Source organism: Candidatus Merdisoma sp. JLR.KK006 (genome assembly GCF_036941035.1).
Lineage (GTDB): Bacteria > Bacillota > Clostridia > Lachnospirales > Lachnospiraceae > Laedolimicola.
In genome coordinates, this window is the sequence record NZ_JAYMNS010000002.1 from 235260 (window position 1) to 261615 (window position 26356).

Below are 26356 nucleotides of genomic sequence, written 5' to 3' on the forward strand. Positions count from 1 at the left end.
CCATCTAGCAAAAAAATATTTCCGGCAAATTTCCTGTCTATTCTTCCGCCCCAAAATATTCTCTGGCCCGAAAGCCTCCAGTCTCTCGGTAAATATCCTCCACCATCTGCCGGGTCATCTCCAGTGCTTCCTCATAATCGGAGGCTATTCCCACAACAAACGGATTCTGCTTGTAAAAAGCCGGCTGCTTTAAATGAGCGGCATGAAAGATATCGAACAGATTCTGCTCATTGGATGCCAGCGAAATAAAGTAGATACTGACCATTCCAACACCTCTGTCCGCCTTTCGGATAATCTTGTCCTTTTTTTTGGCTGTCCTTTCACTCAGATAGAGTTCCTTCGCCCACCTCATACTGCATTTGCCTTTCTAATACGGATTCCGGGGGAACTGTAAAAAAATGTATCTTCCAAAGCACGAAAGGAATACCGCAAAACGCAAGAACAGGATTTATTTTGCGGTATTCCTTTAAAAATACTTTTTATTTCCCCAAAGATTACTCTTTTTCAGATCCAGATATTCATTGTAGGCCCGTTCTAAAATCTGCTTTTCATTGGAAAACTTCAGCAGATGATACGCCTCGTGGAACTTATAATAACCTGAATCTACAAAAAATTCCTCACGCTGTGGTTTACTGTAATAGTTGTCCGCCATCATCAGATACCAGTGGACATCCTTCTCCACCGTATCCTCCGGCACTGAAAAAGAATACTGGCTTTTCCCGATATATTTAATAATGGAAGCGTCTACGCCTGTCTCCTCCCGAACCTCCCGAATCGCCGTGTCCTTAAACTCCTCACCCGGCTCTACAGTTCCCTTGGGAAGCACCCAGCCCTCATACCGATTCTTGTAATTCTTGTACAAAAGCAGAATCTTCCCCCGAAATATTACCACACCGCCACAACTGGTTGCCTCAATCATTGCAAAACCTCCCTGTCTGGTGTGCCTCTTGGACTGGTATCAGTATAACTCTTTTTCAGAAGTTTGACAAGACCTTCACTTTAAAAGAGAGCTTAAGGCTTTCTTAAAGTGTTGTTGAGAATTGTAACTTTTTAAATTTATGTTTCCTGCACCCAGTATTTTTCCAGGTATTCTTCCGCTGATTCAGAGGATAGAGAAAGCTTCCGAATCAATCTGACAGCAGTTTCTTCTCTTGAGAAAGTATCCTGACAAAGTTCTATAAAAACCTTCACTCCCTGCTCTAAGCCTTTCTCCAGACCTTCTTCCAAGCCTTTCTCCAAACCTTCCTTCAAGCCTTTCTCCAGACCTTCCTCCAGACCTTCCCTGCGTCCCTCTTCCAACCCTGCTTTTTTTCCCTGCTCAAACCCCTTCTTCCGGCCAAGTTCCAGATTTGTCGTCATCAGATAATTATGATCCCGAATCGCCTTTTCCCTGGCTTCATACTCCAGGCGTTTCTCCTCATCGGCACTGAGAACATTCAGTCTCTCATAAGCTCTTTCTATATATTGACTTGTACCTGCTGCCATCTCAAACTCCTCCTTCTTTTCCGCATTGAAAAAGCGAGCCCAGTTCAATAGCTCTGTCTCCGGATATTCTCTCCTTTTCAGCTTCGTCAGCTCCAGGATATGGATCTCCAGCTTATCTGTATACATCCGCCGTCTGCTATCCTCCCAGAGATGAAAGCGGGAATAGAATTCCTCGTCTTCATCAAAAAGAGTAAAATCCAGAATCCCCACATGAATACATTTCTGCAGTACATCATAATCCTGGCCTTTCTGAATCAACCCAGTATACATCTTTGCCAGATAGAACAGGGACCGCTCCGGCCAGGCCGGAAAGGGTGCTATCTGAATCTCCAAATCCATTTGCCTCTTTCCGGTTGAATCTTCTCCTTCCTCAGCTAACTGTTCACAAATAAAAATGCGGATATCTAAAATCCCCAGCTTATCCTCGGAGTGCTCCTTCCTTAAAAAAGTGGGAAGAAGCTCTGTCCTCTCAATTTCCCTTGGTTCCACTCCCAACAATGCAGAGATAAATCCCCTTCGGATTTCTGCATCCTCCATTAATTCCTTGAAACAGAAATCCACCTTTGGTTTCATTAAAAATGTTTCCTCATTACCCATACCGCCTTCTCCTTTCCTTAAATTGCACATGTTTTTGTGCATAGAGGGATACCTGTAAAGTATTTCCTGTAAGAAAGATACCGTCAGCAGTATGTATGCTCTTATTATAAAAGAATTCCTCACTTGATACAATATCTTTCTTTCTGCAGTTTGTTATCATCTCTTGGATTTCTTTGACAGAAACGTCTGAAACTTCTCAGAATCCTTCGATAGAATCAGTATACAGGATTTTCCAGGATTTGGCAAATAAAATTTTTAAGACTTCTATCACCTCGCCGCCATATACAGAAAAGACTGCCCACTCTCTGCAGTCTCCATACATATCCATACATTTTACATACACCATACCCACACATCATCCTCACAAGACAACCAACCGCCGAGTAAGAAAATAGCTTCTGCTCCGGCGTGTCAGCCCTCCGGAGCAGAAGCTATTTTCTTACTCGGAGACGTCCGTCCTCACCCCTCTTCTATCATCTCCCGCAATTTTCCAAACGCATCCCGAATCCCCCCAACCTCGTCAATAATCCCTTCCTCCACAGCCTGTCTTCCCACCAGCACAGATCCCACATCCTTTGTAAGTTCCCCCGTCTCCAGCATCAGCTTTAACAGCCGCTCCTCCGAAATCCCGCTGTGCTGCGTAATAAACCCGGCAATCCGATCCTGAATCTTCTGAAAATAATCGAAGGTCTGAGCCACCCCGATAATCAACCCCGTCATACGCACCGGATGAATCATCATAGTCCCTGTAGGAACAATAAAAGAATAATCCGTAGACACAGCCAGGGGTACCCCAATGGAATGGCTCCCCCCAAGAACCAGAGAAACCGTAGGCTTACTCAAAGATGCAATCATCTCTGCAATGGCAAGACCTGACTCCACATCCCCTCCCACCGTATTAATAAGAACCAGCAGCCCCTGAATCGTCTTACTGTCCTCCACAGCCGCAAGCTGAGGAATCACATGTTCATACTTGGTGGTTTTAGAATTAGAAGGCAGGCATTCATGCCCCTCAATCTCTCCGATAATATTCAGCAAATGAATCTTGGCATCCCCATCCTCCAGAGTAAGCTGTCCATATTCCTCTACCTGCTTATCCTGTTGCTCCTGCTTCTCTCCCGTCTGATTTTCCTCCTTATTCTGATTCTTTTCCTTTTTCTCCTTACCCATAAAAAACCAGCCTCGCTTCCATACGTTTTTGTATTAGTATGGAAAACAAGACCGGTTTTTATTCGTTATACTCCTAATGAAATATCCGCAATCAGCTCACAAAATAAAATCATAAGCAACAGGCCGGAAGTAAATTACCGGACTTTAAGCCTGCTTTAAAGCCTGCTCCAAATCCTCAATAATATCCTCCGGATTCTCAATCCCCACAGAAAGCCGAATCATTCCCGGCGTTACGCCTGCCTTGGCAAGCTGCTCATCCGTCATCTGACGATGGGTATGGCTGGCCGGATGAAGGACACAGGTACGTGCATCCGCCACATGGGTCACGATGGCTGCCAGCTTTAAGCTGTCCATAAACCGCACAGCCTCCTCTCTGCCGCCCTTCAAGCCAAAGGAAATCACGCCGCAGGTGCCATTCGGCATATACTTCTGGGCCAACTCATAATAAGGATCTTCCTTCAATCCTGCAAAATTCACAAATTCAACCTTCTCATGGTTATGCAAAAACTCCGCTGCGGCCTTTGCATTGCTGCAATGACGCTCCACCCGCAGCGCCAGCGTCTCCAGACCTACATTCAAAAGAAATGCATTCATAGGAGAGGGAATACTTCCCAAATCCCTCATAAGCTGAGCCGTAGCCTTGGTAATATAAGCCAGCTTTCCAAACTGCCGGGTATAGGTCACCCCATGATAAGTGGGATCCGGCGTAGTCAGCCCCGGAAACTTATCCTTATGGGAATCCCAGTCAAAATTACCGCTGTCCACGATACAGCCGCCCACTGCCATAGCATGTCCATCCATATACTTAGTCGTAGAATGCGTGACGATATCCGCTCCCCACTCAAAAGGACGGCAATTAATGGGGGTTGCAAAGGTATTATCCACAATCAGCGGGCAGCCATGAGCATGGGCTGCACGGGCAAACTTTTCAATGTCCAAAACCGTCAAAGCCGGATTGGCAATCGTCTCTCCCACTACCGCTTTGGTATTGGGACGAAAAGCTGCTTCAATCTCTTCCTTTGATGCATCCGGATCCACAAAGGTACATTCCATCCCCATCTTCTTCAAGGTAGCCGCATACAAATTAAAAGTTCCGCCATATACCTTAGCCGAACAAACCAGATGGTCTCCCGCCTCACAAATATTGGTCACTGCATAGAAATTCGCTGCCTGTCCGGAAGAAGTGAGCATAGCCGCCACGCCGCCTTCCAGCTCTGCAATCTTCGCAGCCACACAATCATTTGTCGGATTCTGCAGGCGTGTATAAAAATACCCGTTATCCTCCAAAGCGAAAAGGCGTCCCATTTCCTCAGTAGTATCATATTTAAAAGTAGTACTCTGATAGATGGGAAGGACTCTCGGCTCTCCCTTTTTCGGCTTCCAGCCGCCCTGTACGCAGATGGTATCCTGCCTCATGCCATATACCTTCCTTTCAGATCGTACACCATAGCCATATACCGTTCCCGGCATTCCTCCGGCTTCCCTTCTTCAATCATCCCGATACAGGGCGCCAGATAATTCCTCCAGATCTCTTTATAGACTTGTCCCGGCGCTTCCGACCGGGCAATACGGCTTACAATGGTAGGCGCAATGTTGTAATACTCTCTTACAAGCTCTGCTCCCTCCGGTGTGGAAAGCAGATACCGATCCCGATAATCCCGAAGAAGTGTAAGCTCATAACAATCGTCTGCCTTTCCCTGACTCTCACACACAGCAGTAGTAATATAACACAGCTTCTTCTGAAAACCGCTCTCAATCTTTTCATAGCTGGCTTTGCCTACAGAAGTTTTAAAGGCTGCGTTCCATTTCTCCACAAGGCAGTCTGTTAAGGGCTCTGCCGACTGTCCCTTCTGTTCCAGGATAGCCGGAAACATATATACTGCAAGGGTCATATTATAATTCACCAGCTGCTCGCTGCGCTTTCCCTTTTTGGGAATCCGTTCTAATTCAACGGCTGCCTGTTCCACCAAATGATCCGCAAGCTTCAAAAGCCACTCCTCGTCCACGCCGTCTTCCTTTACATAAACCTTCTCAATGGCATCAATCACTTCTATGTATTTGCGAAGATAAGCCTGAAAAGCCTCTGCATAAAGATTCTTTTTAAAAGAAGACAAAGGATTGCCTGCTTGAAAAAGCATGTCCTCTATTCCCTGCATAGCCTTATTATAATATTCACCGTATGCTACGACATCCATCTTTTTTCTCCTATTCCTGTTCCGTAGTATCTGGATGATACACCTTTATCTACCGTCTTATTTATTCGTCCCAATTGTGGTACACATTCTGAACATCATCGTCCTCGTCCAAAAGATCCAAGGTTTTCTGTAGATTTTTGATATCATTTTCATCTGTCAATGATACATAAGTCTGTGGAATCATCGTAACCTCGGCCTCTGCCATCACAATCCCCTCAGCCTCCAATGCCTGGCGCACCTGACTGAACGCATCGGGATCTGTGATAATCTCGAAGCTGTCCTCTTCCTCTGAAAAATCCTCTGCCCCCGCGTCCAATGCCAGCATCATCAAATCATCTGGATCCGTCTCACATTCCTCCCGGTCAATGATGATCTGCCCTTTCTTGTCAAACATATAGGACACACAGCCCTGGGTTCCTACAGAACCGTTTCCCTTGGTAAAGGCACTCCGGACGTTGGCCGCAGTCCGATTCTTATTGTCAGTCAATGCATCCACAATAATAGCAATTCCGCTGGGGCCATAGCCTTCATAGGATACATACTCATAATTAACGGCGCTTGCATTGCCTGCTGCCTTCTTGATGCCCCGTTCAATGGTATCGTTGGGCATATTGTTGGCCTTTGCCTTGGCAATTACGTCCCGGAGGCGGCTGTTATTGGCCGGATCTGCACCGCCCTCCTTAACTGCCACTGCAATCTCACGTCCGATAATCGTAAAAATCTTGCCTCTAGCGGCATCATTCTTTTCCTTCTTATGTTTTATATTGGCAAACTTTGAATGTCCTGACATAGCTTAACACTCCTCTTCCTTTAGTTCTTTTGTCCGCACCCTCCTGCGGGCAGACGTTCTTATCTATTTTAGCATTAAATTTCCGGGATGGCAAGCATTATGTATCCAGCTCCAGGCTTACCCGCAAGGCTTCATTTACCTTTTCCAGCAGCCTTTCATCCAGATGGCAGACCTTATCGCGAAGCCGCTGCTTGTCAATGGTCCGCAGTTGTTCTAACAAAATCACCGAATCCTTTACAATCTGGCACTGTCTGGTACTCAGCTCTACATGGGTAGGAAGCTTCGCTTTATTCATCTTTGAGGTAATAGCTGCCACAATCACGGTAGGGCTGTGGCGGTTTCCCGTGTCGTTCTGAATCACCAGAACCGGCCGAATGCCTCCCTGTTCCGAGCCTACCACAGGCCGAAGGTCTGCATAATAAATGTCTCCTCGCCTGATTATCAATCTTCTCACACTCCGATTTCCTGAAATTCTTTTGGCTGATGTATCCCAGCCTTATCGGAAGTATTTCCAAAAAAATCGGAAGTATTCATATTACTGTTCTGCCCAAGCTAATTGAGATATCTTAATTTACCTCTTTGTGATTATATATTCTGGGTACCCGTTTATTTATATCACAGACAAACTCATAATTAAAACGTCCGGAAAGATCACATAGAACTTCCAGCGAAAGATTTGCATCCCCATCCCTTCCAAAAAGAGTAACCTCCATTCCCATCTCCGCCTCCGGAATCTCTGTCACATCCACCATCATCTGATCCATGCACACCCGGCCTCGAATCGGCGCCTTCTTTCCGCAGACCAACACATAGCCTTTATTGGAAAGGCTTCTGGGATAACCATCCCCATACCCCACCGGAATCGTGGCAATGCGTCGGGGGGAATCCGCCTGATAGATTCCTCCATAGCTGACCTCCGTTCCTGGCACAATCTCTTTCATGTGAACAATATGGCTTTTCAATTCCATAGCAGGCTTTAGGATTAGCTCATCCATGCAGACTTCCCTGGAAGGATAGAGTCCGTAAAGAATAATTCCGGCCCGAACCATATCCCACTGAGCTTCCTTTAACTCCATAATGCCTGCACTGTTGGAACAATGACGGATGGGAAAAATAAGCCCTTCCTGACGACATGCTTCCTCAAATGCCTGAAAACGGGCAATCTGGCTTTTCGCAGAGGTTTTGTCGCTCTCATCCGCCCTGGCAAAATGGGTAAATAATCCCTCCAGCCGAATCCCCGGCATCCGCCCTATCTCCCGAATCTCCTCAATGGTTTTCTTTGTATCCGGAAAACCAATGCGGCTCATGCCTGTATCTATTTTGATATGCACTGGTATCACAATATCTTTTCCCAACAAAGCACTCTGCTTCACTGCCGCAGCAGACAAAGCCTTCCCTGTCTCTAAGGTGTACACAGCAGGACGGATCTGTGAGCAGAAGCTTCCATCTGCTTCCATCTCTTCCTCCAAAAGCCCGGCAATCTTTTCACAGTCCTCCGGATATACATACCCCAGAATCAGCAGCGGCTTTCGAATGCCTGCCCTTTTTAGTTCCAGAGCCTCCTCCAGCATGGCCACTGCAAAGCCCCACAGGTATTCCTTCTTTTCCACATGAAGTGCAATCGCCCTGGCCCCATGGCCATAGGCATCTGTCTTCACAACAGCCGTCACCTTGGTATTTTCAGACAGTCCGGCCTTGATCTCATCTAAATTCGCTTCTATGGCATCCAGATCCACAAAAGCACCTATACGTGTATATGAATTCATCATTTTTCTTCCCTTCTAACTATATTATATGTCTATTGGGATTCACAGCCACTCCCGAACCATATTTGCCGCACACGAAAAGAAAGTTGCTCTCAACAGTAACAAAAGGGAACCAAAAGCCTGCCTGACTTTTAAGTCCCCTTACTATTTTCTAAGAATGCTCCTTTTCATACCGATTGATATTATAAGACAGCTGCATCAAGCTCTCAGATAAATGTACGTTCTCCACCAGCACATCCTCCGGAACCTGCAGATCCACATGAGCGAAATTCCAGATAGCCTTGATGCCGTACCTCACCAAAAGCTCAGCCGTCTCCGCCGCTTTAGACTTAGGCAGCGTCAAAGTTGCTATCTGAATGTCCTGCTCTCGAATAAAGTCCTCCAGATCCTCCATCATATAAATCTGAATTCCCCGGACGCTTAAGCCCTTTAATACAGGATTCACATCAAAGATTCCTTTGATCACAAAACCTCTTTTTTCAAAGGATACGTAGTTTGCCAAGGCCTGACCCAGATTGCCGCCTCCTATAATGATCATATTGTACTTCTTGTCCAGTCCCAGGATCTTTCCAATCTCTTCATACAGATGCGCAACGTTGTATCCGTAGCCCTGCTGCCCAAAACCGCCGAAATTATTCAGATCCTGCCGGATCTGGGATGCCGTCACATGCATCCGGTCGCTCAGCTCCCCAGAGGAAATACGCTCCACGCCGCTTTCCATAATCTCACCCAGGTATCGGTAGTAACGCGGAAGCCTTTTGATGACTGCTTTTGAGATTTCCCGTTCTTCCATTGAAACACCGTCCCGTCACATATTTTTCTGTTTTTATTATATCGGCCGCCCAGAGGGTTGTCAATGACTTTGTAGGATTTTTCACAAACTATTTGACTTTTCCCCGGCTTCCGTTATAATAAAAAATAACCGTGTCCTTTAAGGGCAGATACAGGAAAGCAGAGGTTTTATTTACTATGATACTGGCATGTCAGAGCATCCATCATTCATTTGGCACCAACGTAATTTTAAAGGATGCATCCTTTCATATAGAAGAGCGTGAAAAGGCCGCCATCGTGGGCATTAACGGCGCAGGCAAATCCACCCTGCTGAAAATCATTGTTCATGAGCTCACGCCGGATTCCGGCGAGGTAGTGCTGGCAAAAGGACGCACGCTGGGATATCTGGCCCAGCACCAGGATTTGGAAAGCCAACGCACCATCTATCAAGAGCTTTTAGAGATGAAGCGTGAAGTAATCGATCTGGAAAGCCGCATCCGCACTCTGGAACAGGAGATGAAATCATTGGAGGGCAGCGCCCTTAAGACAGCTTTAGACACCTACACCCGTCTCAATCACGAATTTGAACAAAAAAACGGCTATGCCTACAAAAGCGAAGTCATTGGTGTTCTAAAGGGACTGGGCTTTTCGGAGGAAGATTTTGAAAAACAGGTAAATACCCTCTCTGGAGGTCAAAAAACAAGAGTTTCCCTGGGAAAGCTTTTGCTCTCCCGCCCGGATATCATTCTCCTTGACGAGCCTACTAACCATCTGGATATGGCCTCCATCGCCTGGCTGGAAACCTTTCTTTTGAACTACGATGGAGCCGTAATTATCGTGGCACACGATCGATATTTCCTAAATCGGGTTGTCACAAAAGTGATTGAGATTGATAATGGACAAGTAACCGCCTTTCAGGGGAATTACTCAGATTATGCCGCCAAAAAGTCTCAGCTTCGCGAGGCTTTGATGAGTGCATGGCTGAATCAGCAAAAAGAAATCAGGCATCAGGAGGAAGTTATTGCAAAACTAAAATCCTTTAACCGTGAAAAATCCATCCGGCGTGCAGAAAGCCGGGAAAAAATGCTGGATAAAATCCAAGTTCTGGAAAAACCTGCGGAAGTCCGCTCTGAGATGCACTTTTGCCTGGAACCTGAGATTGTAAGCGGAAAAGATGTGCTTACTGTAGAAGGACTTTCCAAATCCTTCGGCCCTCTAACCCTTTTTACAGATCTGAATTTTGAGCTAAAACGGGGCGAACGGGTAGCATTAATCGGAAATAACGGAACCGGAAAAACCACAATCCTGAAGATCCTGAATGGACTTCTGGATGCAGACCAAGGCTCCTTTTGTCTGGGCGCCAAGGTAAAGATCGGTTACTACGATCAGGAGCATCATGTACTTCATATGGAGAAAACTCTTTTCGAAGAAATCTCCGATGCCTACCCGAATCTGGACAATACCAAGATCCGCAGCACTCTGGCAGCCTTTCTCTTTACAGGAGATGACGTGTTCAAACGAATCGGGGATTTGAGCGGCGGCGAACGGGGACGTGTTTCCCTTGCAAAGCTCATGCTTTCTGAAGCCAACTTTTTAATTCTGGACGAACCTACCAACCATTTAGATATTGTGTCTAAGGAGATTCTGGAGGAAGCCCTGAACCGTTATACGGGTACTGTACTGTATGTGTCCCACGACCGCTATTTTATCAATACCACCGCTACCCGAATTCTGGATCTGACAGAACGTCAATTAGTGAATTATATCGGCAATTACGACTATTATCTGGAAAAGCGGGAGGCGCTGACACCTGTCTCTGAAAATAGCGGCAGTTCCAAATCCGAAGCCTCCTCTGCCGGAAAGCTGGACTGGAAGCAGCAAAAAGAAGAACAGGCCCGAATTCGAAAACGGGAAAACGATTTAAAAAAGACGGAGGCAGAGATTTTTGAACTGGAAACCAGAGATCAGGAAATCGACGAACTGCTTACCCAGGAAGAAATCTATACCAGCACTGCCGAGTGCTTAAAGCTTCATCAGGAAAAGGAGGCTATAGCCAGGCGTCTGGATCTCCTCTACGAACAATGGGAAGAACTGGCATAGGCTGAATCATCTGTCAAAAGCCTGGAATTATCCTATATCTGTGTATGCACATAAAAAGACTGGCACAAAGTAACCCCTACGGCCTTCCATATCAATATTTTGGAAAAACCTTCCTTCTTACTTTGTGCCAGCTCTGTTATTTTACTATCTATTTTATTACAAGCCTGACTTTGTCTCGTTCTTCACGGAAATGAACTCTCGATAACAAAAGCCCATAATATCCTTCCGGGTCACAATCCCGATAAAAATCTGTTTGTCATCAATCACCGGTACAAAATTCTGATTCATGGCTTTCGAAAACAAATCCTCAATATTGGAATCAATGGAAATCGGCTCAAACCTTGCCCTGCGCCTCACTGTCTGAATCGACACATCCTCCGCCGCACGCAGATCCAGCGAAAACTTATTTTTCAAAGTCCAGAGCATATCCCCCTCTGTGATGGTTCCTATGTACTCACCATTTCGATTAATCAGAGGAATTGCTGTAAATCCGCTTCTCTCCAGCTTCTCAAGCCCCTGACGCAAGGTACTGTCGTCATAGAGATAGGCAAGCTCACCCTTAGGCTTCAGAAAAAACAATATGTTCATTGGTTCGTTCCTTTCTATTATTCGTTCCGCAGAATATTATTTGTACATCTTTATTCGATTTTTACAGCAGCGGCGCCAATACTCGCAAAACAGCGCAGAACAGGCTGCCGAAAAATCCCTGCCTCGTATCCCTTAGCTGAATCTCCCGGCTCTGCTCTATGGTTTGCAGGCAATCCTGCTTCACATCCGCCACAATGGAATTCCTGTAAAACAGCGTACCGCACTCAAAATGCAGATATAGACTCCGGAAGTCCATATTGATGGTCCCCACCACTGCCGTCTCGTCATCACAGACATAGGACTTGGCATGAAGAAATCCCGGCGTATATTCATAAATATGTACTCCGTCTTTTAACAGAGAGGGATAATAGGAACGGGTCAGTTGAAATATCACCTTTTTATCCGGTATTCCAGGGGTAACAATCCGCACATCCACTCCTCGTTTGGCCGCCAGACGCAGAGCCGTATCCATCTCATGATCAATAATCAGATATGGGGTAAAAATGTACACATAATCCCTTGCCTGATTTAAAATATTCAGATAAACATTCTCGGCCGCAATCTCATCGTCCAGCGGCGAATCCCCATAGGGCTGCACAAAGCCGTCAGACTCAAATGGTTCCGGATGGTAGCATTTTGGCCGAAAAGCTTCATAAGAAACATCCGTTTTGCGAAACGCATTCCACATCTGTAAGAACATCACTGTATAATTCCATACAGCCTCGCCTTTCAGCATAAAGCCCGTATCCTTCCAGTGACCAAAACGCATTTTCTCATTGATATACTCATCCGCCAGATTCACACCGCCGCTGAAAGCCGTATGTCCGTCAATCACCGTAATCTTCCGATGGTCTCGGTTATTCATCACCAGTGACCAGAGAGGAATAAACGGATTAAATGCCATGCAGCGAATCCCTTTGGCCTCCAACTGCCGATCATACCCTGGCGGAAGCAGGGAAACACTTCCCAAGTCATCATAGAGAAAGCGTACATCCAGTCCTGCTGCTGCTTTTTCCTCCAGAATCTCCAAAATGCTGTCCCACATCCGGCCTTTTTCCACGATAAAGTATTCCATAAAAATGAAATGTTCCGCCTTCTTAAGCTCTTCTAAAAGCTTCGGAAACAGTTCATCGCCCAGACTGAAGTAGCTGGCCTGCGTATTCCGATATACGGGAAAACCGCAGGTCTGTGACATATAGGCAAACTGTCCCTTCATTCGGGCATCTGTCTGCTGCACCCCCTTTAAAACTGCCTCTTCCTGAATCAAGGCTTCCTTCGTACGCTTCTGCTCTGCTTCCAGCTTCCGGCGCATCTTCTTTGAGGGCTGTTTATTGCCTACAAAAAGATAAAACAGGCCGCCCAGCAATGGAAATACCAGAATAAAAATGATCCATGCCATCTGATAAGCCGGGTTCTCGCCTCGGTGAATAATCCAAAGCACTGCCAGCAGACTCAATACTGTAAATATAATGGAGATGGCTGTAGAATATGTAAGCAACCTGGTCAAAAAAGTCAGAAACCACACAAGTTGAAGCAACAGCAATATTCCAAAAAACACCAGTCTGCTTGTAAGCAGCTTTAATATCTTCCGTAACATATTCCTTTCTCTCCTGTTCCCCTTCATCCTACCACATTTTTCATCTATTTCCAAGTTTACTGTCTTATTTCACAAAATTTTAATACTTTGCACATTTTATGTTAAAGTGCCGTATTTTTACTTTCCCGCAAAATCCCCCATCCAAATACTTACTGTCAGGGTATTGGATGAGGGACTTAGAATGCATTCCTAAAATTCAAACTTATACTGCTATATGGATTCCTGTGGTACCTCCGGCTGGGACTCAGGTTCTGCCGGTACCTCCGGCTGGGGCTCAGGTTCTGCCGGTACCTCCGGCTGAGGAATCTCTGGCTGCGGCTCTGCCGGTATCTCCGGCGGTTGTTCCGGTTGGGGCTCCACTGGCTCAACCGGCTCCACTGGCTGCGGCTGTACTGGTTCAACCGGAACTACAGGTGTTTCTTCAGCCGGCGGAACTGCGGGTGCTGACGGTACTTGAGGCTCAGACTGCGCCGGATTGCTGTAATCCGCTCCCCCGTCTCCTTCGCTGCCTTCCGGCGGCATCACATTTTCCGGAACCGTCTCCTGTACGGGCGCAGTTGTATTTGATTTGCCCGTCTGTTTCTTCCTATCCGCCATAGAACTGTCATATTCCACCGGTGTCCCTTTGGAAATGGGGATGGCCCCCAGGTATTCCTCCAGGGTCTGACCGCTTTCTTTTATCTCCAAGGCTGCTTTCTTTCCCACATAGCGAAAATGCCAGGGTTCATAAATAATTCCTGTAACCTCAGTCTTTCCATTGGGATATCTCAATATAAAACCATAATCATAGCAGTTTTCCTTCAGCCACTGAAAGCCTTTGGTCTGTTCCTGCTTCTCATCTAATCTTCGATACTCGGCAGATACAAAGTCCAGAGCCAGCCCTGCCTGATGCTCACTGGTTCCGGGAACCGCCACAACTTCAGCTGCCCGTTCCTTGGCTTCCGCATAGGAATAATCCATCATTACGCCTTCTTCAATCTTCGCTTCATGAAGGGCTATCTGCTTGTCCATGGTCCGATAAGATGAGGTTACATATATGTAGGCTCCATCCTTACGGGCTGCCTGCACCATAGCCATATAATCATCATAAGCCCGGGCATCAATCTTGTGTCCGCCTCCAATACTCTTTAATTCTACCTCAAAATCATCCGGAAGGGGATGTGTCCGGTTCACAAGAATCAGATTCCAGTCATCTGGAAGGTTCTCCTCCAGAATCTCATCTTCCTCTTTTGTCTCATCCTCCGTCTCTGCCACCGGAACAGTCTTTTTCTCCAGCTTTTCTTCCTGCTCTGCTGCCTGTGCTTTGGCGGCATCACGGTTCAGATTGCCTGCATACACAGTTCCTATGACCATTCCCAGACAAAGGAAGCAAAGTACACCTGCCAGGAAATTTATCAGTCTTTTTTTCTGTCTTCTTGTCATTTGCTCTCAATCTCTTTTCCTCAATATCTATGAAAAAAACTCAATTTCTACTACAGTATATAGTAAAAGATGCCTATAAGCAAGTGATTTGGGAAAAAAATTCTTAATAATTTCTTACTCTGCTTCCTTCCCATTCCTGGTTTACCATAATTTATATTGAAAGAACATACATAACATATTTATTCCAAATGGAAAAAAGGCGGGAATCACTTAACCAAGTATTTTCTCGCCTTTTTTCCGCCTTTCAATCAGCAAAATGGGTTCTATCTGAAAGGTTTGCAAACATTTTTACTACCGCATAGACTGATACATCTCATCCAGCATTTCATCTGTGATATCCACCGGATTATTATACAGGTTCGGATGTCTGCTGATTCTCACCAGCTCCGCCACCTGCTCATCTGTCAAATGAAATTCCTTCAGATCTGTCCGAAGTCCAATATCCGCCTTTAACTGGTGAATGGCATCCGCCATATCATACATATCCCTAAAGCCCAGCTCCTTTGCAAACCCATGCACTCTTCCTTCCTGAGCATCTGCATTGATTCGGGCAAAGTAATCCAGGGTCAATCCGCAGGCTTCCCCGTGGGGAATATGCAATAGATTCGTAAGCGGGAAAGAGCAGGCGTGTGAGCTGGTCGTCTTGGGCAGGGTAAAAGCAAGCCCTGCAATCACAGAAGCCTCTGCCATCTTCCTGCGTGCCTCCTTATTCTCAGGCTCCTTACAGGCTATTCTTAAATATTGGAATACAAGCCTGCAGGCATGCAGTGCAAATGCATCACAGATCGGCTGATGTCCCTTACTCCAAAAGCCCTCCAGTGCATGGCATAGTACATCAATTCCTGTACTTGCTGTCATATAAGGGGGAAGCGTATAAGTAAGCTCCGGATCAATCAATGCAATAGAAGGATAAAATCCATTGGATACAATGGGGCCCTTCTTTCCCAATTCTTTATCACTCAGTACTGCCACACAGGTCACTTCACTGCCTGTTCCTGCCGTTGTCGGAATTGCAATCAAAGGCAGATGCTTCTCTGGCATAGGCTCGCCCGTTCCATGATATTTACGGATGGAATCCTCCGTAAAGCAGATGGACCCTGCCGTCTTTGCGCAGTCTAAGGCGCTTCCTCCGCCTAAAGCCACAAGAAAATCAATCTCGCTCTCCCGAATCTGTTTTGCACAGGCATCTACCTCCGCAACCTCCGGGTTGGGTGATACCTGACTGTAAATTCCCGTCAAAACACCTTCACTTGCTTCCACAATTTTTTCTGCAAGGCCGCTTTTCATAAAAAACGGATCGCTGACCAAAAGTCCTCTACTGCAGCCTAGATCCTTTGCCGCCTGCTTAAGTTCACCTGCTGCGCCCTCGCCAAACCGTATGGTTACAGGCTGCAAATACTCCCACATCATAGCCAAAAGTTCCTCCTATCTTAAGTTATAGTTGCTGCGCAACGGTACGAAAGGGTAAAGTCACTTCGGCACACAGGTAATGAGAGAAACTTTCATTCGAAAGGGCACTCATGAAAATTTCTCTCGTGCGCCTTTGCGACTTTACCTATTCAAACATCTTAATCACTGTCTTCAACACCTTATTTCTCTGCTCAAAAGCAAATTCAAAGGCTTCCTGAGACTTTTCAAAGGGAAAGATTGTTGGATTGATATCCTTTAAGCGAATCGCCCCCTTGCTGACTGCTTCAATAGCCGCCGGATAAATATGGCGGTAACGCCACACATGGCGGATATCCGCTTCCTTGCGTGCAAGCTCGCCAAAGAGATAAGGCACCTCGCCGCCGGCATTGCCCACATTCACAATCACACCGCCACGCTTTACATACTTCCAGGTATCCGCCAGAGTGTAGGGACTTCCCGCCGCTTCAAACACAATGTCACAGCCAAGTCCGCCTGTTTCCTCCAAAACTCTGGCTTCCACATCCTCCTCTTTGGCATTTAACGCAACATCCGCCCCCATTTTCCCTGCCATGGCAAGGCGGTTAGGCAGCGCATCCGATACAATAATTTTGCCGGCTCCCATGGCTTTACAGGCCAGCATGGTCATAAAGCCAATGGTTCCCACACCAATGATGCATACGGTCTTTCCAAGCTCCACTTCCCCTCTTCTGGCCGCATGCATTCCCACGGCTAAGGGTTCGATCATACACCCCTCCAAAGAAGACACATGCTCCGGAAGCTTAAAGCACCATTCCTCCGGATAAGCCATATATTGTCTGAGCGCTCCGTCCGCAGGCGGCATGGCGGCCGCCATAAAGTGAACCTCCGGACACAGATTATACTTCCCCTTCCGGCAAAATTCACATTTTCCGCAGGGAACCCCAGGCTCTAACGCCACCCGATCCCCCGCTTTTAACGTCTTTACATTTTCTCCTGTCTCCATGACCGTTCCCGCACATTCATGTCCCAGGATAAAATCCGGCGGAGCCTTTCTTGTTCCAATAGCGCCGTTTTGAAAGAAATGCATATCTGATCCGCAGATTCCGCAGTATTCTATTCTCACAAGGACCTCATTGCCCTTTGCCTTCGGCATCTCCTCTTCTACTTCTACCAGATGTCCCTTTTCGGGCATCCTCATCATCCGATTCTTCATGGGTTTCTCCATTTCTGCTTAGATATCGCTCTCTTACTTGCGCCCTGCCGCCTTTTTCGCCTTCCCGGCAATCTCTTCTGCCGTCAGCTTAAATCTTTCGGCCAGGTAAGAAATAGGGCCAACCTCGCCAAACTCGTCCTGCACGCCTACCATCTCCAAGGGCGCCGGCGTATGGAGGGCCAGCACCGAAGCAACTGCAGAACCGAGGCCATTTACCACATTATGATTTTCTGCCGTCACAATGGCTCCCGTATCCTTTGCCGCATTCAGAACTGCTTCCTCGTCCAGAGGCTTCACACACCACATGTCCAAAACTCTTGCCGAGATTCCCTCTGCCGCCAACGCATCTGCCGCCTTCAGCGCCTCCGCCACCAGATAGCCCACTGCAATAATCGTTACATCCTTTCCGTCTCTTAAAAGATTGGCTTTTCCAACCTGAAATTCTGTTCCGTCCTCGTAAATTACGGGCGCCGCTTTTCTGCTGAGGCGCATGTACCAGGTTCCATAGGTATCCTTCGCAAGCTTTGTCACCTCTCTCACAGACACAGCGTCACAGGGCTCCACAACCGTCATCTCCGGAATCGTGCGCATAATTCCCATATCCTCAAAGGGCATATGGGTTCCTCCGTTCAGGGTCGCAGTGATTCCCGGATCCGAGCCCACCACCTTTACATTCTGCTTAGCGTATGCACAGGACATAAAGATCTGGTCGCAGGCCCTGCGTGCCGCAAATGGCCCAAAAGTATGCGTAAACGGAACAAATCCTCTGGAGGACAGCCCTGCCGCCACACCAATCATATCGGCCTCCTGAACGCCGCAGTCAAATGTTCTCTCCGGAAATGCCTCCCGGAACGGCTTTGTCCCTGCCGCATTCATCAAATCCGCATCCAGCACCACTACCCTTTCATCCTGTTCTGCCATTGATATCAGAGTTTCACAAAACTCCTTTCTAAGCTCCTTATCACCTGTCACATGCTCTTTTGCAATCTTCACACTCATTAAAACAGCCTCCTATTCCCCAATCTCCTTTTCCTGTATGCAAAGCTCTGCCAATGCTTCCTCTACCATCTCGGCACTCACCGGCATATTATGTGATCCAAGGAAGCCTTCAATCTTGCTGTAGCCCTTTCCCTTTACCGTATTCAGGATAATGGCGCTGGGCCGCTCATCCTGTGCCTTTGCGTTGGCAATGGCAGACAGAATCTGTTCCACATCATTGCCGTCCTCTACATTCTGAGCATACCAGCCAAAGCTCTCAAACTTCCCGGCAATATCACCCATTGCACACAGGTCTTCCACATAGTCATCAATCTGGCACTTATTGTAGTCCACAAAGGCAATTACCTTAGACAGCTTCTTCGCATGGGCAAAGATTGCCGCTTCCCATACCTGGCCTTCCTCAGCCTCTCCGTCTCCTATAATCAGATAAGTATAATTATCATAGCCCTTCAAACGATTGCCGCAGGCAATTCCCATGGCAGAGCTTGCTCCCTGCCCCAGAGAGCCTGTTGTCATATCAATGCCCGGTGTGCGGTTCATATCACAGTGGCTTGGAAGGCTTGTTCCCGGTTTATTTAAGGTATCCAGCATTTCCGTTGGAAAATAGCCCTTCAAAGCCAGGGCAGCATATACGGCCGGACCGGCATGTCCCTTCGACACCACCAGCATATCCCTGTCATCCTTCTTGGGATCCTTAGGATCCACGTTCATCACTCCGCTATATAAAACAGCCAGTACATCCACAATGGATAATGCCCCGCCAATATGTCCAACTCCCAGATTCCCAATGCATTTTATGGTTTCCTTACGGATCTCAACTGCAAATTTTTTAATTTCATTTATATTCTGCATTTTTGTTTACTCCTTCTATTGAACTTTTTCTGCTCAGCCGTAAATCTCATCTTCCAGAGCCGCCACCTTTTCCTTAGCTCCCTTTAAAAATTCCTGACGCCACTCTTCCAAACCTTCCGTAAACTCCGCAGCCAGGAATATATCTGCCATCTCGCAGCCTACCTCCGGTGCCAGCTTCCAGCCTCCCATGGTCATTACATTGGCATCATTAATGGCTCTGCACATTCTTGCATCATAGATATCCGTACAGGGCATGGCATATACACCTTTATATTTATTTGCCACAATCGCCATTCCGGCTCCTGTTCCGCAGATTAAGATTCCCTTCTCAAACTCACCGCTCTGAATCTTCGGCGCCAGCGCCGCAGCGGTAACAAAAAACGGCTTCACATGATCTAAATCCAAAGTTCCGCAGTCCTCTACTTCAAAGCCCTTTTCTGTGAGATGAGCCTTCACTGCTTCCTTTAATGTAAAACCAGATTTGTCTGAGCCTATTACTACCTTCATCTTGTTCTCCTCCATTTTAAGTTCCGCAATCCCCTTCCAGCACCATCCATATAGAAAGATTTCCAGTCACAGATGCATGTGCCTGTAAATCTTTCTGGCACTGTCAGGGTATTGCTGTTTTAAGTTCCGCAATCCCCTTTCTGGCACCGTCAGGGAATTGCTGTTTTAAGTTCCGCAATATTTTAAGTATGCTTGTGTTCCGTCAAAATACCGAATGCTCCGGCCATAACTACTGCCATTCCCAAGTACTGTTCCGATATCATCCGTTCCTGAAACAGCACAAAGGTAATTAATGTAGATACCAGCGGCATCAGCAGTAAAAATGTTTTCACCAGCCAAACGGGGTAATTCCGCAGGTTATAATAATAAACCACATAGATCAAGGTCTGTCCCAGAGCCGCCAGTAGCAGCACCAGGCCAATATCCCTCTCCCAAAAGACAAGCTTAAGCTGTCCCAAGGTTCCCATCACCAGAGAGGTTCCTGTAAAGTAAAGCATAGTTACAAAATTGTTATAATATGCCACCACATCATCACACACCGGATTCTTCTTATCCAGCTGCACACTTTTAATTACAAATGCATTTAAAGATACGAAAAATGCACTCAGCAGAAAAAACAGATTTCCCGGATCTCCTACCTGAAAATTGGAAAAATCCACGCCCATAACCAGGAATACGCCAAACAGCATGACAAACGTGCACACCCAGGATTTCCATGTAAATTTCTGCTTGTAAATAATCATAGAAAGAATATTTACCATCAAAACATCACATTTAAGCAGCGCTGTTCCGCTTGCGGCCGAAGACATGGACAGTCCGATAAAAGCAGTCAGATCCAATAAAAATCCAAAGGTGCCGATAAGCAGCAGCCGCTTCCACACTCCCTGAACCCGAAGCAATAAGGGCAGTTCTTTTCGTTTCCACATGATAACTGTCAGGAATATCATGGTCAGAAAACGGATTCCCACACCGGAAGTAAACACGGATGTATAGCCCACCAGCCGCTGGCTTGCCACATAGTAGCCGCCCCAGATCACCGGAAGTATCAGCATGGGCGCAACTTTTTTCTTACCTGTCTCCATAGCTACCACCATTTAATCTGGCTTGTCACATATTCTCTCAGTTCAATAAATTCAGGAGAAGCAATATCCCTGGGCCTTGGAAGATCAATTTTCTTCTCTTCCTTGATGGTTGTGGGCTTATTGGAGAGAATCAGGCACTTTTCCGACAGATAAACGGCTTCTTCAATATTATGTGTGATAAACAGCACGGTGCTCCCGGTCTTCTGCCAAAGCTTGATGACCTGATCCTCCAGGTAATAGCGAACCTTAATATCCATCTGTGCATAGGGCTCATCCATCAGCAGCAGATCCGGATGAAGCGCAAAGGCTCTTCCGATCACTACACGCTGCTCCAGGGATGCGCTCAGCTCATGAGGATAGGATTTGCGCACTCCCTCCAGTCCAAGCGTCTCCATAATCTCTTTGGTGCGCTCTTCAATCACTTCCTTTGCATACTTCTTAATCTTCAAGCCATACTGAATGTTTTCCTCTACAGTCAGCCACTGATAAGCAGAAGGCTCCTGAAATACAAAAGCCATATTATGCTTCTTGGGATCCGCCGGCTCGTCATCAATCAGGATCTGTCCCTTTGTAGGCTCAAGCAATTTGACAAGAAGGTTCAGGAATGTTGTCTTTCCGCACCCTGTAGGCCCGACAATACATACAAAATCACCTTTTTTTACATCAAAAGAGATATTGTCAAGAACCAGCAGGTCTCCAAATTTTTTTGTCAAACCCCGCACCTTTACTTTTGCGTCTTCACTCATCTTCGTTCCTCCTGATTCCTTCCTAGATATCCAAATCCGTATTTGCTACAATCTCATTGCGCAGCTCTAAAAACGCTCTGTCAGTCTGGCTTCTGGGCCTTGGCAGATCCACAATGTATTCCTTCTTAATATACGACGGCCGGGATGCCAGAAGCAGAATCCGATCTCCTAAATATACGGCTTCCTCCACATTGTTTGTGACAAATACAATGGTTCTCTTATTCTTCTCCCATATCTTAATGATTTCATCCTCCATCTGGTAACGGGTCTGTGCATCCAAGGCTCCAAAGGGCTCATCCATCAGCATAATGTCAGATTCCGAAGCGTAAGCTCTTGCAATTCCCACACGCTGCTTCATTCCGCCGGAAAGCTGCTTGGGAAGGGAGGCTTCAAACCCCTGTAAGCCTACCAGGTTTATGTACTCCTGAGCCTTTGCCCTGCGGGTTTCTTTGTCAACTCCCTTGAGCTTCTGATTCATCTCTACATTTCCCATAACCGTCTTCCAGGGGAAAAGGGCATATTTCTGGAATACAACTCCAAGATCGCCCATTGCCGGCCTTCCTCCATCAAATTCAATCTCTCCGGAGGTCTGTTTTTCCAGGTCTGCCATAATGTTCAGCATAACCGTCTTTCCGCACTGGCCAGGTCCAAGCAGGACAAGAAATTCATTTTCTTTCACATCAAAGGTAATATCCTTCAATACTTCTACCATCCGATCTTTCAGGTAGAACGTCTTACTTATATGCTTCAAGCTTATTTTGTTTTTGAGAACTGCCATGGACAAAGTACTCCTTCCAACTTACTTAAAATCGTAGACAGCAAAAGGCTGACAACACCAATCACCAGCATACAGGCTACAATAAGCGCCGTATCTCCGGATTCCTGCCCACGGACAATCAGAAAACCTACTCCCTGCTTTGCAGCAATCATTTCTGCTGCCACCACGCACATCCACCCGCTGGAAAGGGCTGTTCGGATCCCGGCCAGGATCGCCGGTGTTGTGGCGGGAAGTGTAATCTCCGTCAATAATTGTCTCCGATTTGCTCCAAGTACCAGCCCCGCATTAATCAACAGGGGATCAATCTCCTTGATTCCGGAATAGGTATTCAATACAATCGGTACAAAGGAGCCGATAAATACAATCACTACCTTGGGAAGCTCCCCGATGCCGCACCACAAAATCACCAAAGGAATCCAGGCTATAGGAGGAATCGGACGGATAATCTCAAACACCGGATCCACAAATGCATGGAATGTCACGCTCCATCCAAGCCCCACGCCCAGGCCGATTCCAAGAACAATTGCAAAGGCAAATGCAATGAGAACTCTTCTTAGGCTGACCCACATGTGAACGGGAAGGATGGCTTTGGATATGGGATTCACACAGATGTCCAAAAACCTCTTCAATGTGGCATATGGCGTTGGTATCATGCTGTTCTCGCCCTGAGCCAGCAGCATCCATCCTCCAAGAAGAATGGCAATTGAAATAACCGGCAGAATATAATACCACTTTTTCGTCTCCGTACTATTCATTCTCGATACCTCCATGGAGCTGCCTTTTTCTCAAACAATGCCAAAACATTATTGAGAAGCGCTCCTGTAATTCCGATTGTAAACATTCCTACAATGATAATATCCGGCCGTATCAAGGTTCTTCCAAGCTGAATCATATACCCTAATCCCCTGGTTGCCGCAAGCATCTCCGCCGCTACCAATGTAGTCCAGGAGTTATTCAGGGAAAGGCGGATTCCTGTAAATACCATATTCATGGAAGATGGAATGCACACCGTCGTAAAGATTTCCCATTCACTTGCCCCAAAGGTCTTGGCCACGTTGATTCTCACCGGATCCGTAAGCCGAATTCCCAAATAGGAATTAATCACACAGGGAACAAATGCTGCCACAAAGATAATAAACATCTTTGCAGGCATACCGATTCCCATGGTTAAAATAATAATCGGAATCCAGGCAATGGGCGGAATCGGACGGATAATCTCAAAAATGGGATTCAAAAGGAAGCTGGCCACTTTGTAATATCCCATGACCCATCCCAGGGGAACTCCTATAATTACTGCAACAACGAAGCTGGAAAGAGCCAGCTTTAAGCTTTGCAGGAAGTGCTGCGGCAACGTGGAGCCGTCGGGATTCACATTGGTCAGTTTAAAAACAAAGGTCTGAATGACTGCAGAGGGAGGGCTCAATGTACGGTTCGATACCCATCCCAAACGAACGCTTATCTCCCACAATCCAAAAAAGACAATCAATCCCGCAATGCTCATACTGAGATACTTGATTCTATTTTTCTTTTTATTTTCCATAAATAGAGATACCTTTCTGTTCCTTCCGTTCTTTATTAAGGGCTGCCGCAAAGCGAAATCCCCTGCGGCAGTCTCTTTCAAGCTGATAATCCGTATTAATCCATGGAAAGTCCTTTTTCCTCTGCGATAGCCTTGATAAACTCGCTGTCAATAAAGCCATTGTCGCTCAAGCTCTGCTTATCTTCCTCTGTATAGCTTCCCTGATCCACAAAGAAATCAATTACATTTTCCATAACTGCATCCATTTTTCTGGAACCGGCCTCTCCCTTAAAGTACTCAATATTCTTTTCTATTGTAGGTAAGGGGCGGTCCTCTACAAAGCGCAGCGCCAGCCCTTCATCCGTGTCAATACCATTGTCAAGCTGCATATCCAGCAGGTACTTTGCCTGTCCCTCATTATCATCCTTATACTGGTCGCAGATCTCCAGATAGGTCTTCAGCCATGTATAGACAGCATCCCAGTTCTCCTCAATGGCCTTTTCGGATGCGATGAAGATTGTCGGGAATTCTTCTCCTGCCGCCTCTCCGCAGGATACCTTAACCCAGCCTTCTTCCTCCGCCTGGTAAGACTGAGGATCCCAGAGAGCTACCACATCTCCCTCACCGGCCTTAAATGCTGCATAAGCAGAGGGCACATCCATATGTACAATGTTTACATCATTCTGAGTCAGTCCCATTTTTGCCAGGGTTGCAACCAGTCCAAAGTGAACACTTGTGGAGGTAGCGCAGAGGATCGTCTTTCCTCTCCAGGTATCAGCATTTCCATAAATATCCGGATATCCCTCTACTTCTCCCTGAATCTGTGCAATATCACTGTCCGGCCTTACGAAATAGTCAATAGACACGGAATCCTCTACGTTAATACCAATGATTTTTGCATTGTATGCAACACCTGCTGCAATTGCCGGAGCGGAACCATAAGCTCCAACCTCCCATTCATCGGCGCCTAAAGCTTCATTCTGGGTATTTCCGCCGGAAAACCAGAGAATCTCCATGTCCAATCCCGCATCCTTAAAGGTTCCTTCCTGCTCTCCGATGTAGCTTGGCAATCCATGGCTATAGGGCTGATGACTGGCTGCAATGGAAAGCTCCTTGCCTGCGCTGCCCTCTGGGGCCGTTTCCGCATTTTCCGCCGCATCTGTCTGCGGTGCGTCCGAACCCTTATCCGAACCGCCGCATCCTGTCAGTGAAGATACCAACAGGCCCACAGCCACACATAAACTAATCAGCTTCTTACTTCTTTTTTTCATTTCATCCTCCTTTTGCTTGTCTCAAACAGGTCTTCTGTGAGGCAGCTCTTTAATTAACTAACTTGATTAATTATTGTACGATCATCATAGCAACAAGTGTACCCTTTGTCAATTCAAACATTTTCACATATTTTACAAGCTATTTTTGTGCAAAACTTACATAATATATTCTTTGCAAAATACTTATTGCATATTTTTTTATTTTTTTATATAATTAATATATATTTCGATTTTTAAGAAAAATAAGAAATCTTAATTAATATGGGGAATTGCCAATGAAAAAAAACGGAATGAATACTAATAACTTAAAGCCTAGTAATCGTTCAATGACACTGCAATTACTTTTTTCACATGGAACCTTATCCAGAACGGATATCGCTGATTTCCTGAACATTACGACTGCTGCCGTGACAATGATTGTCAATGAATTTTTAAACGAGGGCTTACTGCTTCAAAGGGAGGATTTTCTGCCCGAGAGCCAGCCCAGGGCCGGAAGGCGCCGTGCGCCGTTAGCTGTCAACTATGACTGGAAATACATTCTTGCCATTGACATTCATTCTTATTACATCAATATTGCGCTGACGAATTTAAGGGGAGATATTCTGATAGAACGCCCTTCTCTTACACCGGCAGGCAGTGATCCCAGAACCCTGTGCTCTGATATTGCAAAGGAATGTATTAAAATGCTCTGGGAATCCTCCATTTCTACGGATAAGATTTTAGGAGCAGGTGTTACAATCATAGGACCGGTAAACCAGGATGAGGGCATTGCCCTGCATCCCTTCCGTCTATTCGAACAGGCGATTCCAATTAAACAATACTTTGAAGAAGAATTTCCTTTCCGGACGGCTGTGGAAAGCAATGTATGCGCATACCTTCTCAGTGAACTTCTGTACACGAATATTGCGGCAACAGCCCAGAATATTTTAATGCTGAAATGGGGGCCCGGAGTCGGATCTGCCATGGCCATCCGGGGGCAGGTCTACAAGGGTTATAACTACCAGTCTACGGAGATTGGACACAATCAGATTACAGAAAAGAATGGGAAAAAATGCAATTGCGGACGAACCGGATGCTTAGAGCCTTCTATCTCGGCTGATGCAATTGTAGAATTTATTCAAAAGAATACCATATCCTCTCCGGCCGGAGAGCTTGCCCGTCTGATGGAGACGATTGGAGCTCCATCCCGTAGGAATCTGTCACAATATCTGGATGGGGCAAGTGATTCCTGTGTGCTCTGGAGCTTTCTTACCACCTGCGCCCACGCTCTGGCTTCAGTTACCAATAATGCCATCCATATATTGGCCCCGGATAAGCTTGTTCTTATGGGGGATCTGTTTGAACATGATTCCATTACAAGATTGTTTACAGAGCAGCTTTACCAGATTAATCCTATGCTCCCCCCTGACCTGTGTATCAAAAACCAGCCATTTTCCGACAAAAAATATATTGGGGCCACCGCTATTGCAGTTTCACAGCTTCTGCTTCCACTGTAAAATAATGTTCAATTCTTGGTGCA

The 26356-nt window shown here is 46.4% G+C and carries 26 protein-coding genes; 2 read left to right on the forward strand and 24 right to left on the reverse strand.

Going from position 1 to position 26356, the window contains the following annotated elements:
• Positions 1–37: 37 nt before the first annotated feature.
• The 10 genes from VSQ61_RS02740 to VSQ61_RS02785 form a co-directional block, all read right to left on the reverse strand.
• Complete coding sequence (locus VSQ61_RS02740; RefSeq protein WP_334342893.1) at positions 38–352, reverse strand: hypothetical protein; 315 nt, start codon at positions 350–352, stop codon at positions 38–40.
• Positions 353–466: 114 nt separating this feature from the next.
• Positions 467–919 (reverse strand): NUDIX hydrolase, encoded by a 453-nt coding sequence (locus tag VSQ61_RS02745; RefSeq protein WP_334342894.1) that lies wholly within the window; start codon positions 917–919, stop codon positions 467–469.
• A 137-nt stretch (positions 920–1056) separates the two neighbouring features.
• On the reverse strand, positions 1057–2082 hold the full coding sequence (locus VSQ61_RS02750) for an Rpn family recombination-promoting nuclease/putative transposase (RefSeq protein WP_334342895.1): 1026 nt from the start codon (positions 2080–2082) through the stop codon (positions 1057–1059).
• 459 nt (positions 2083–2541) lie between these two features.
• Positions 2542–3252: a ClpP family protease gene (locus tag VSQ61_RS02755; RefSeq protein WP_334342896.1), complete on the reverse strand. Its 711-nt coding sequence runs from the start codon at positions 3250–3252 to the stop codon at positions 2542–2544.
• A 144-nt stretch (positions 3253–3396) separates the two neighbouring features.
• Positions 3397–4668 (reverse strand): O-acetylhomoserine aminocarboxypropyltransferase/cysteine synthase family protein, encoded by a 1272-nt coding sequence (locus tag VSQ61_RS02760; RefSeq protein ID WP_334342989.1) that lies wholly within the window; start codon positions 4666–4668, stop codon positions 3397–3399.
• Positions 4665–5447, reverse strand: a complete 783-nt coding sequence (locus VSQ61_RS02765; protein WP_334342897.1) for a CFI-box-CTERM domain-containing protein — start codon at positions 5445–5447, stop codon at positions 4665–4667. Before VSQ61_RS02765 ends, VSQ61_RS02760 begins: the two co-directional genes overlap by 4 nt.
• 61 nt (positions 5448–5508) lie before the next feature.
• Positions 5509–6237, reverse strand: coding sequence for a YebC/PmpR family DNA-binding transcriptional regulator (locus VSQ61_RS02770; protein ID WP_334342898.1), 729 nt, complete (start codon positions 6235–6237; stop codon positions 5509–5511).
• A 97-nt stretch (positions 6238–6334) separates the two neighbouring features.
• The gene (locus VSQ61_RS02775) at positions 6335–6682 is read right to left on the reverse strand and encodes a type II toxin-antitoxin system PemK/MazF family toxin (RefSeq protein ID WP_334342990.1); all 348 of its coding nucleotides are present in this window, start codon (positions 6680–6682) and stop codon (positions 6335–6337) included.
• Between the two features lie 121 nt (positions 6683–6803).
• Positions 6804–8003 carry an alanine racemase gene (gene alr / locus VSQ61_RS02780; RefSeq protein WP_502877016.1) on the reverse strand — a complete coding sequence of 400 codons (1200 nt, stop codon included), beginning with the start codon at positions 8001–8003 and terminating at the stop codon, positions 6804–6806.
• Positions 8004–8154: 151 nt separating this feature from the next.
• Entirely contained in the window at positions 8155–8796 is a 642-nt protein-coding gene (locus tag VSQ61_RS02785; protein WP_334342900.1) for a redox-sensing transcriptional repressor Rex, read from the reverse strand.
• Between the two features lie 176 nt (positions 8797–8972).
• Between VSQ61_RS02785 and abc-f the strand changes: the two genes are divergently transcribed.
• Positions 8973–10874, forward strand: a complete 1902-nt coding sequence (gene abc-f / locus VSQ61_RS02790) for a ribosomal protection-like ABC-F family protein (protein WP_334342901.1) — start codon at positions 8973–8975, stop codon at positions 10872–10874.
• A 156-nt stretch (positions 10875–11030) separates the two neighbouring features.
• Here the strand turns inward: abc-f and VSQ61_RS02795 are convergent, their stop codons facing one another.
• From VSQ61_RS02795 to VSQ61_RS02860, 14 genes are all read right to left on the reverse strand, one after another.
• On the reverse strand, positions 11031–11462 hold the full coding sequence (locus tag VSQ61_RS02795) for a CBS domain-containing protein (protein WP_334342902.1): 432 nt from the start codon (positions 11460–11462) through the stop codon (positions 11031–11033).
• 61 nt (positions 11463–11523) lie between these two features.
• Positions 11524–13059: a cardiolipin synthase gene (gene cls, locus VSQ61_RS02800; protein ID WP_334342903.1), complete on the reverse strand. Its 1536-nt coding sequence runs from the start codon at positions 13057–13059 to the stop codon at positions 11524–11526.
• 210 nt (positions 13060–13269) lie between these two features.
• Positions 13270–14481, reverse strand: a complete 1212-nt coding sequence (locus VSQ61_RS02805) for a M15 family metallopeptidase (RefSeq protein ID WP_334342904.1) — start codon at positions 14479–14481, stop codon at positions 13270–13272.
• A gap of 291 nt (positions 14482–14772) precedes the next feature.
• Positions 14773–15891, reverse strand: coding sequence for an iron-containing alcohol dehydrogenase family protein (locus tag VSQ61_RS02810; RefSeq protein ID WP_334342905.1), 1119 nt, complete (start codon positions 15889–15891; stop codon positions 14773–14775).
• Between the two features lie 145 nt (positions 15892–16036).
• On the reverse strand, positions 16037–17083 hold the full coding sequence (locus VSQ61_RS02815; protein ID WP_334342906.1) for an NAD(P)-dependent alcohol dehydrogenase: 1047 nt from the start codon (positions 17081–17083) through the stop codon (positions 16037–16039).
• Between the two features lie 33 nt (positions 17084–17116).
• Positions 17117–18082, reverse strand: coding sequence for a transketolase family protein (locus VSQ61_RS02820; protein WP_334342907.1), 966 nt, complete (start codon positions 18080–18082; stop codon positions 17117–17119).
• Between the two features lie 12 nt (positions 18083–18094).
• The gene (locus tag VSQ61_RS02825; RefSeq protein WP_334342908.1) at positions 18095–18934 is read right to left on the reverse strand and encodes a transketolase; all 840 of its coding nucleotides are present in this window, start codon (positions 18932–18934) and stop codon (positions 18095–18097) included.
• Between the two features lie 33 nt (positions 18935–18967).
• Entirely contained in the window at positions 18968–19441 is a 474-nt protein-coding gene (locus VSQ61_RS02830) for an RpiB/LacA/LacB family sugar-phosphate isomerase (RefSeq protein ID WP_334342909.1), read from the reverse strand.
• A gap of 182 nt (positions 19442–19623) precedes the next feature.
• Complete coding sequence (locus VSQ61_RS02835; RefSeq protein ID WP_334342910.1) at positions 19624–20523, reverse strand: DMT family transporter; 900 nt, start codon at positions 20521–20523, stop codon at positions 19624–19626.
• 2 nt (positions 20524–20525) lie between these two features.
• The gene (locus VSQ61_RS02840; RefSeq protein ID WP_334342911.1) at positions 20526–21269 is read right to left on the reverse strand and encodes an ABC transporter ATP-binding protein; all 744 of its coding nucleotides are present in this window, start codon (positions 21267–21269) and stop codon (positions 20526–20528) included.
• Positions 21270–21291: 22 nt separating this feature from the next.
• Positions 21292–22047, reverse strand: coding sequence for an ABC transporter ATP-binding protein (locus VSQ61_RS02845; RefSeq protein ID WP_334342912.1), 756 nt, complete (start codon positions 22045–22047; stop codon positions 21292–21294).
• A complete protein-coding gene (locus VSQ61_RS02850) occupies positions 22023–22802 on the reverse strand; it encodes an ABC transporter permease (RefSeq protein WP_334342913.1) in 780 nt (259 codons plus the stop codon). Before VSQ61_RS02850 ends, VSQ61_RS02845 begins: the two co-directional genes overlap by 25 nt.
• On the reverse strand, positions 22799–23587 hold the full coding sequence (locus VSQ61_RS02855) for an ABC transporter permease (RefSeq protein WP_334342914.1): 789 nt from the start codon (positions 23585–23587) through the stop codon (positions 22799–22801). The genes VSQ61_RS02850 and VSQ61_RS02855 overlap by 4 nt, the downstream gene beginning before the upstream one ends.
• A gap of 95 nt (positions 23588–23682) precedes the next feature.
• Positions 23683–24837 carry an ABC transporter substrate-binding protein gene (locus VSQ61_RS02860; protein ID WP_334342915.1) on the reverse strand — a complete coding sequence of 385 codons (1155 nt, stop codon included), beginning with the start codon at positions 24835–24837 and terminating at the stop codon, positions 23683–23685.
• Between the two features lie 275 nt (positions 24838–25112).
• On the opposite strand from VSQ61_RS02860, the gene VSQ61_RS02865 reads away from it, so the two are divergent.
• A complete protein-coding gene (locus VSQ61_RS02865; RefSeq protein WP_334342916.1) occupies positions 25113–26333 on the forward strand; it encodes an ROK family transcriptional regulator in 1221 nt (406 codons plus the stop codon).
• Positions 26334–26356: the final 23 nt, after the last annotated feature.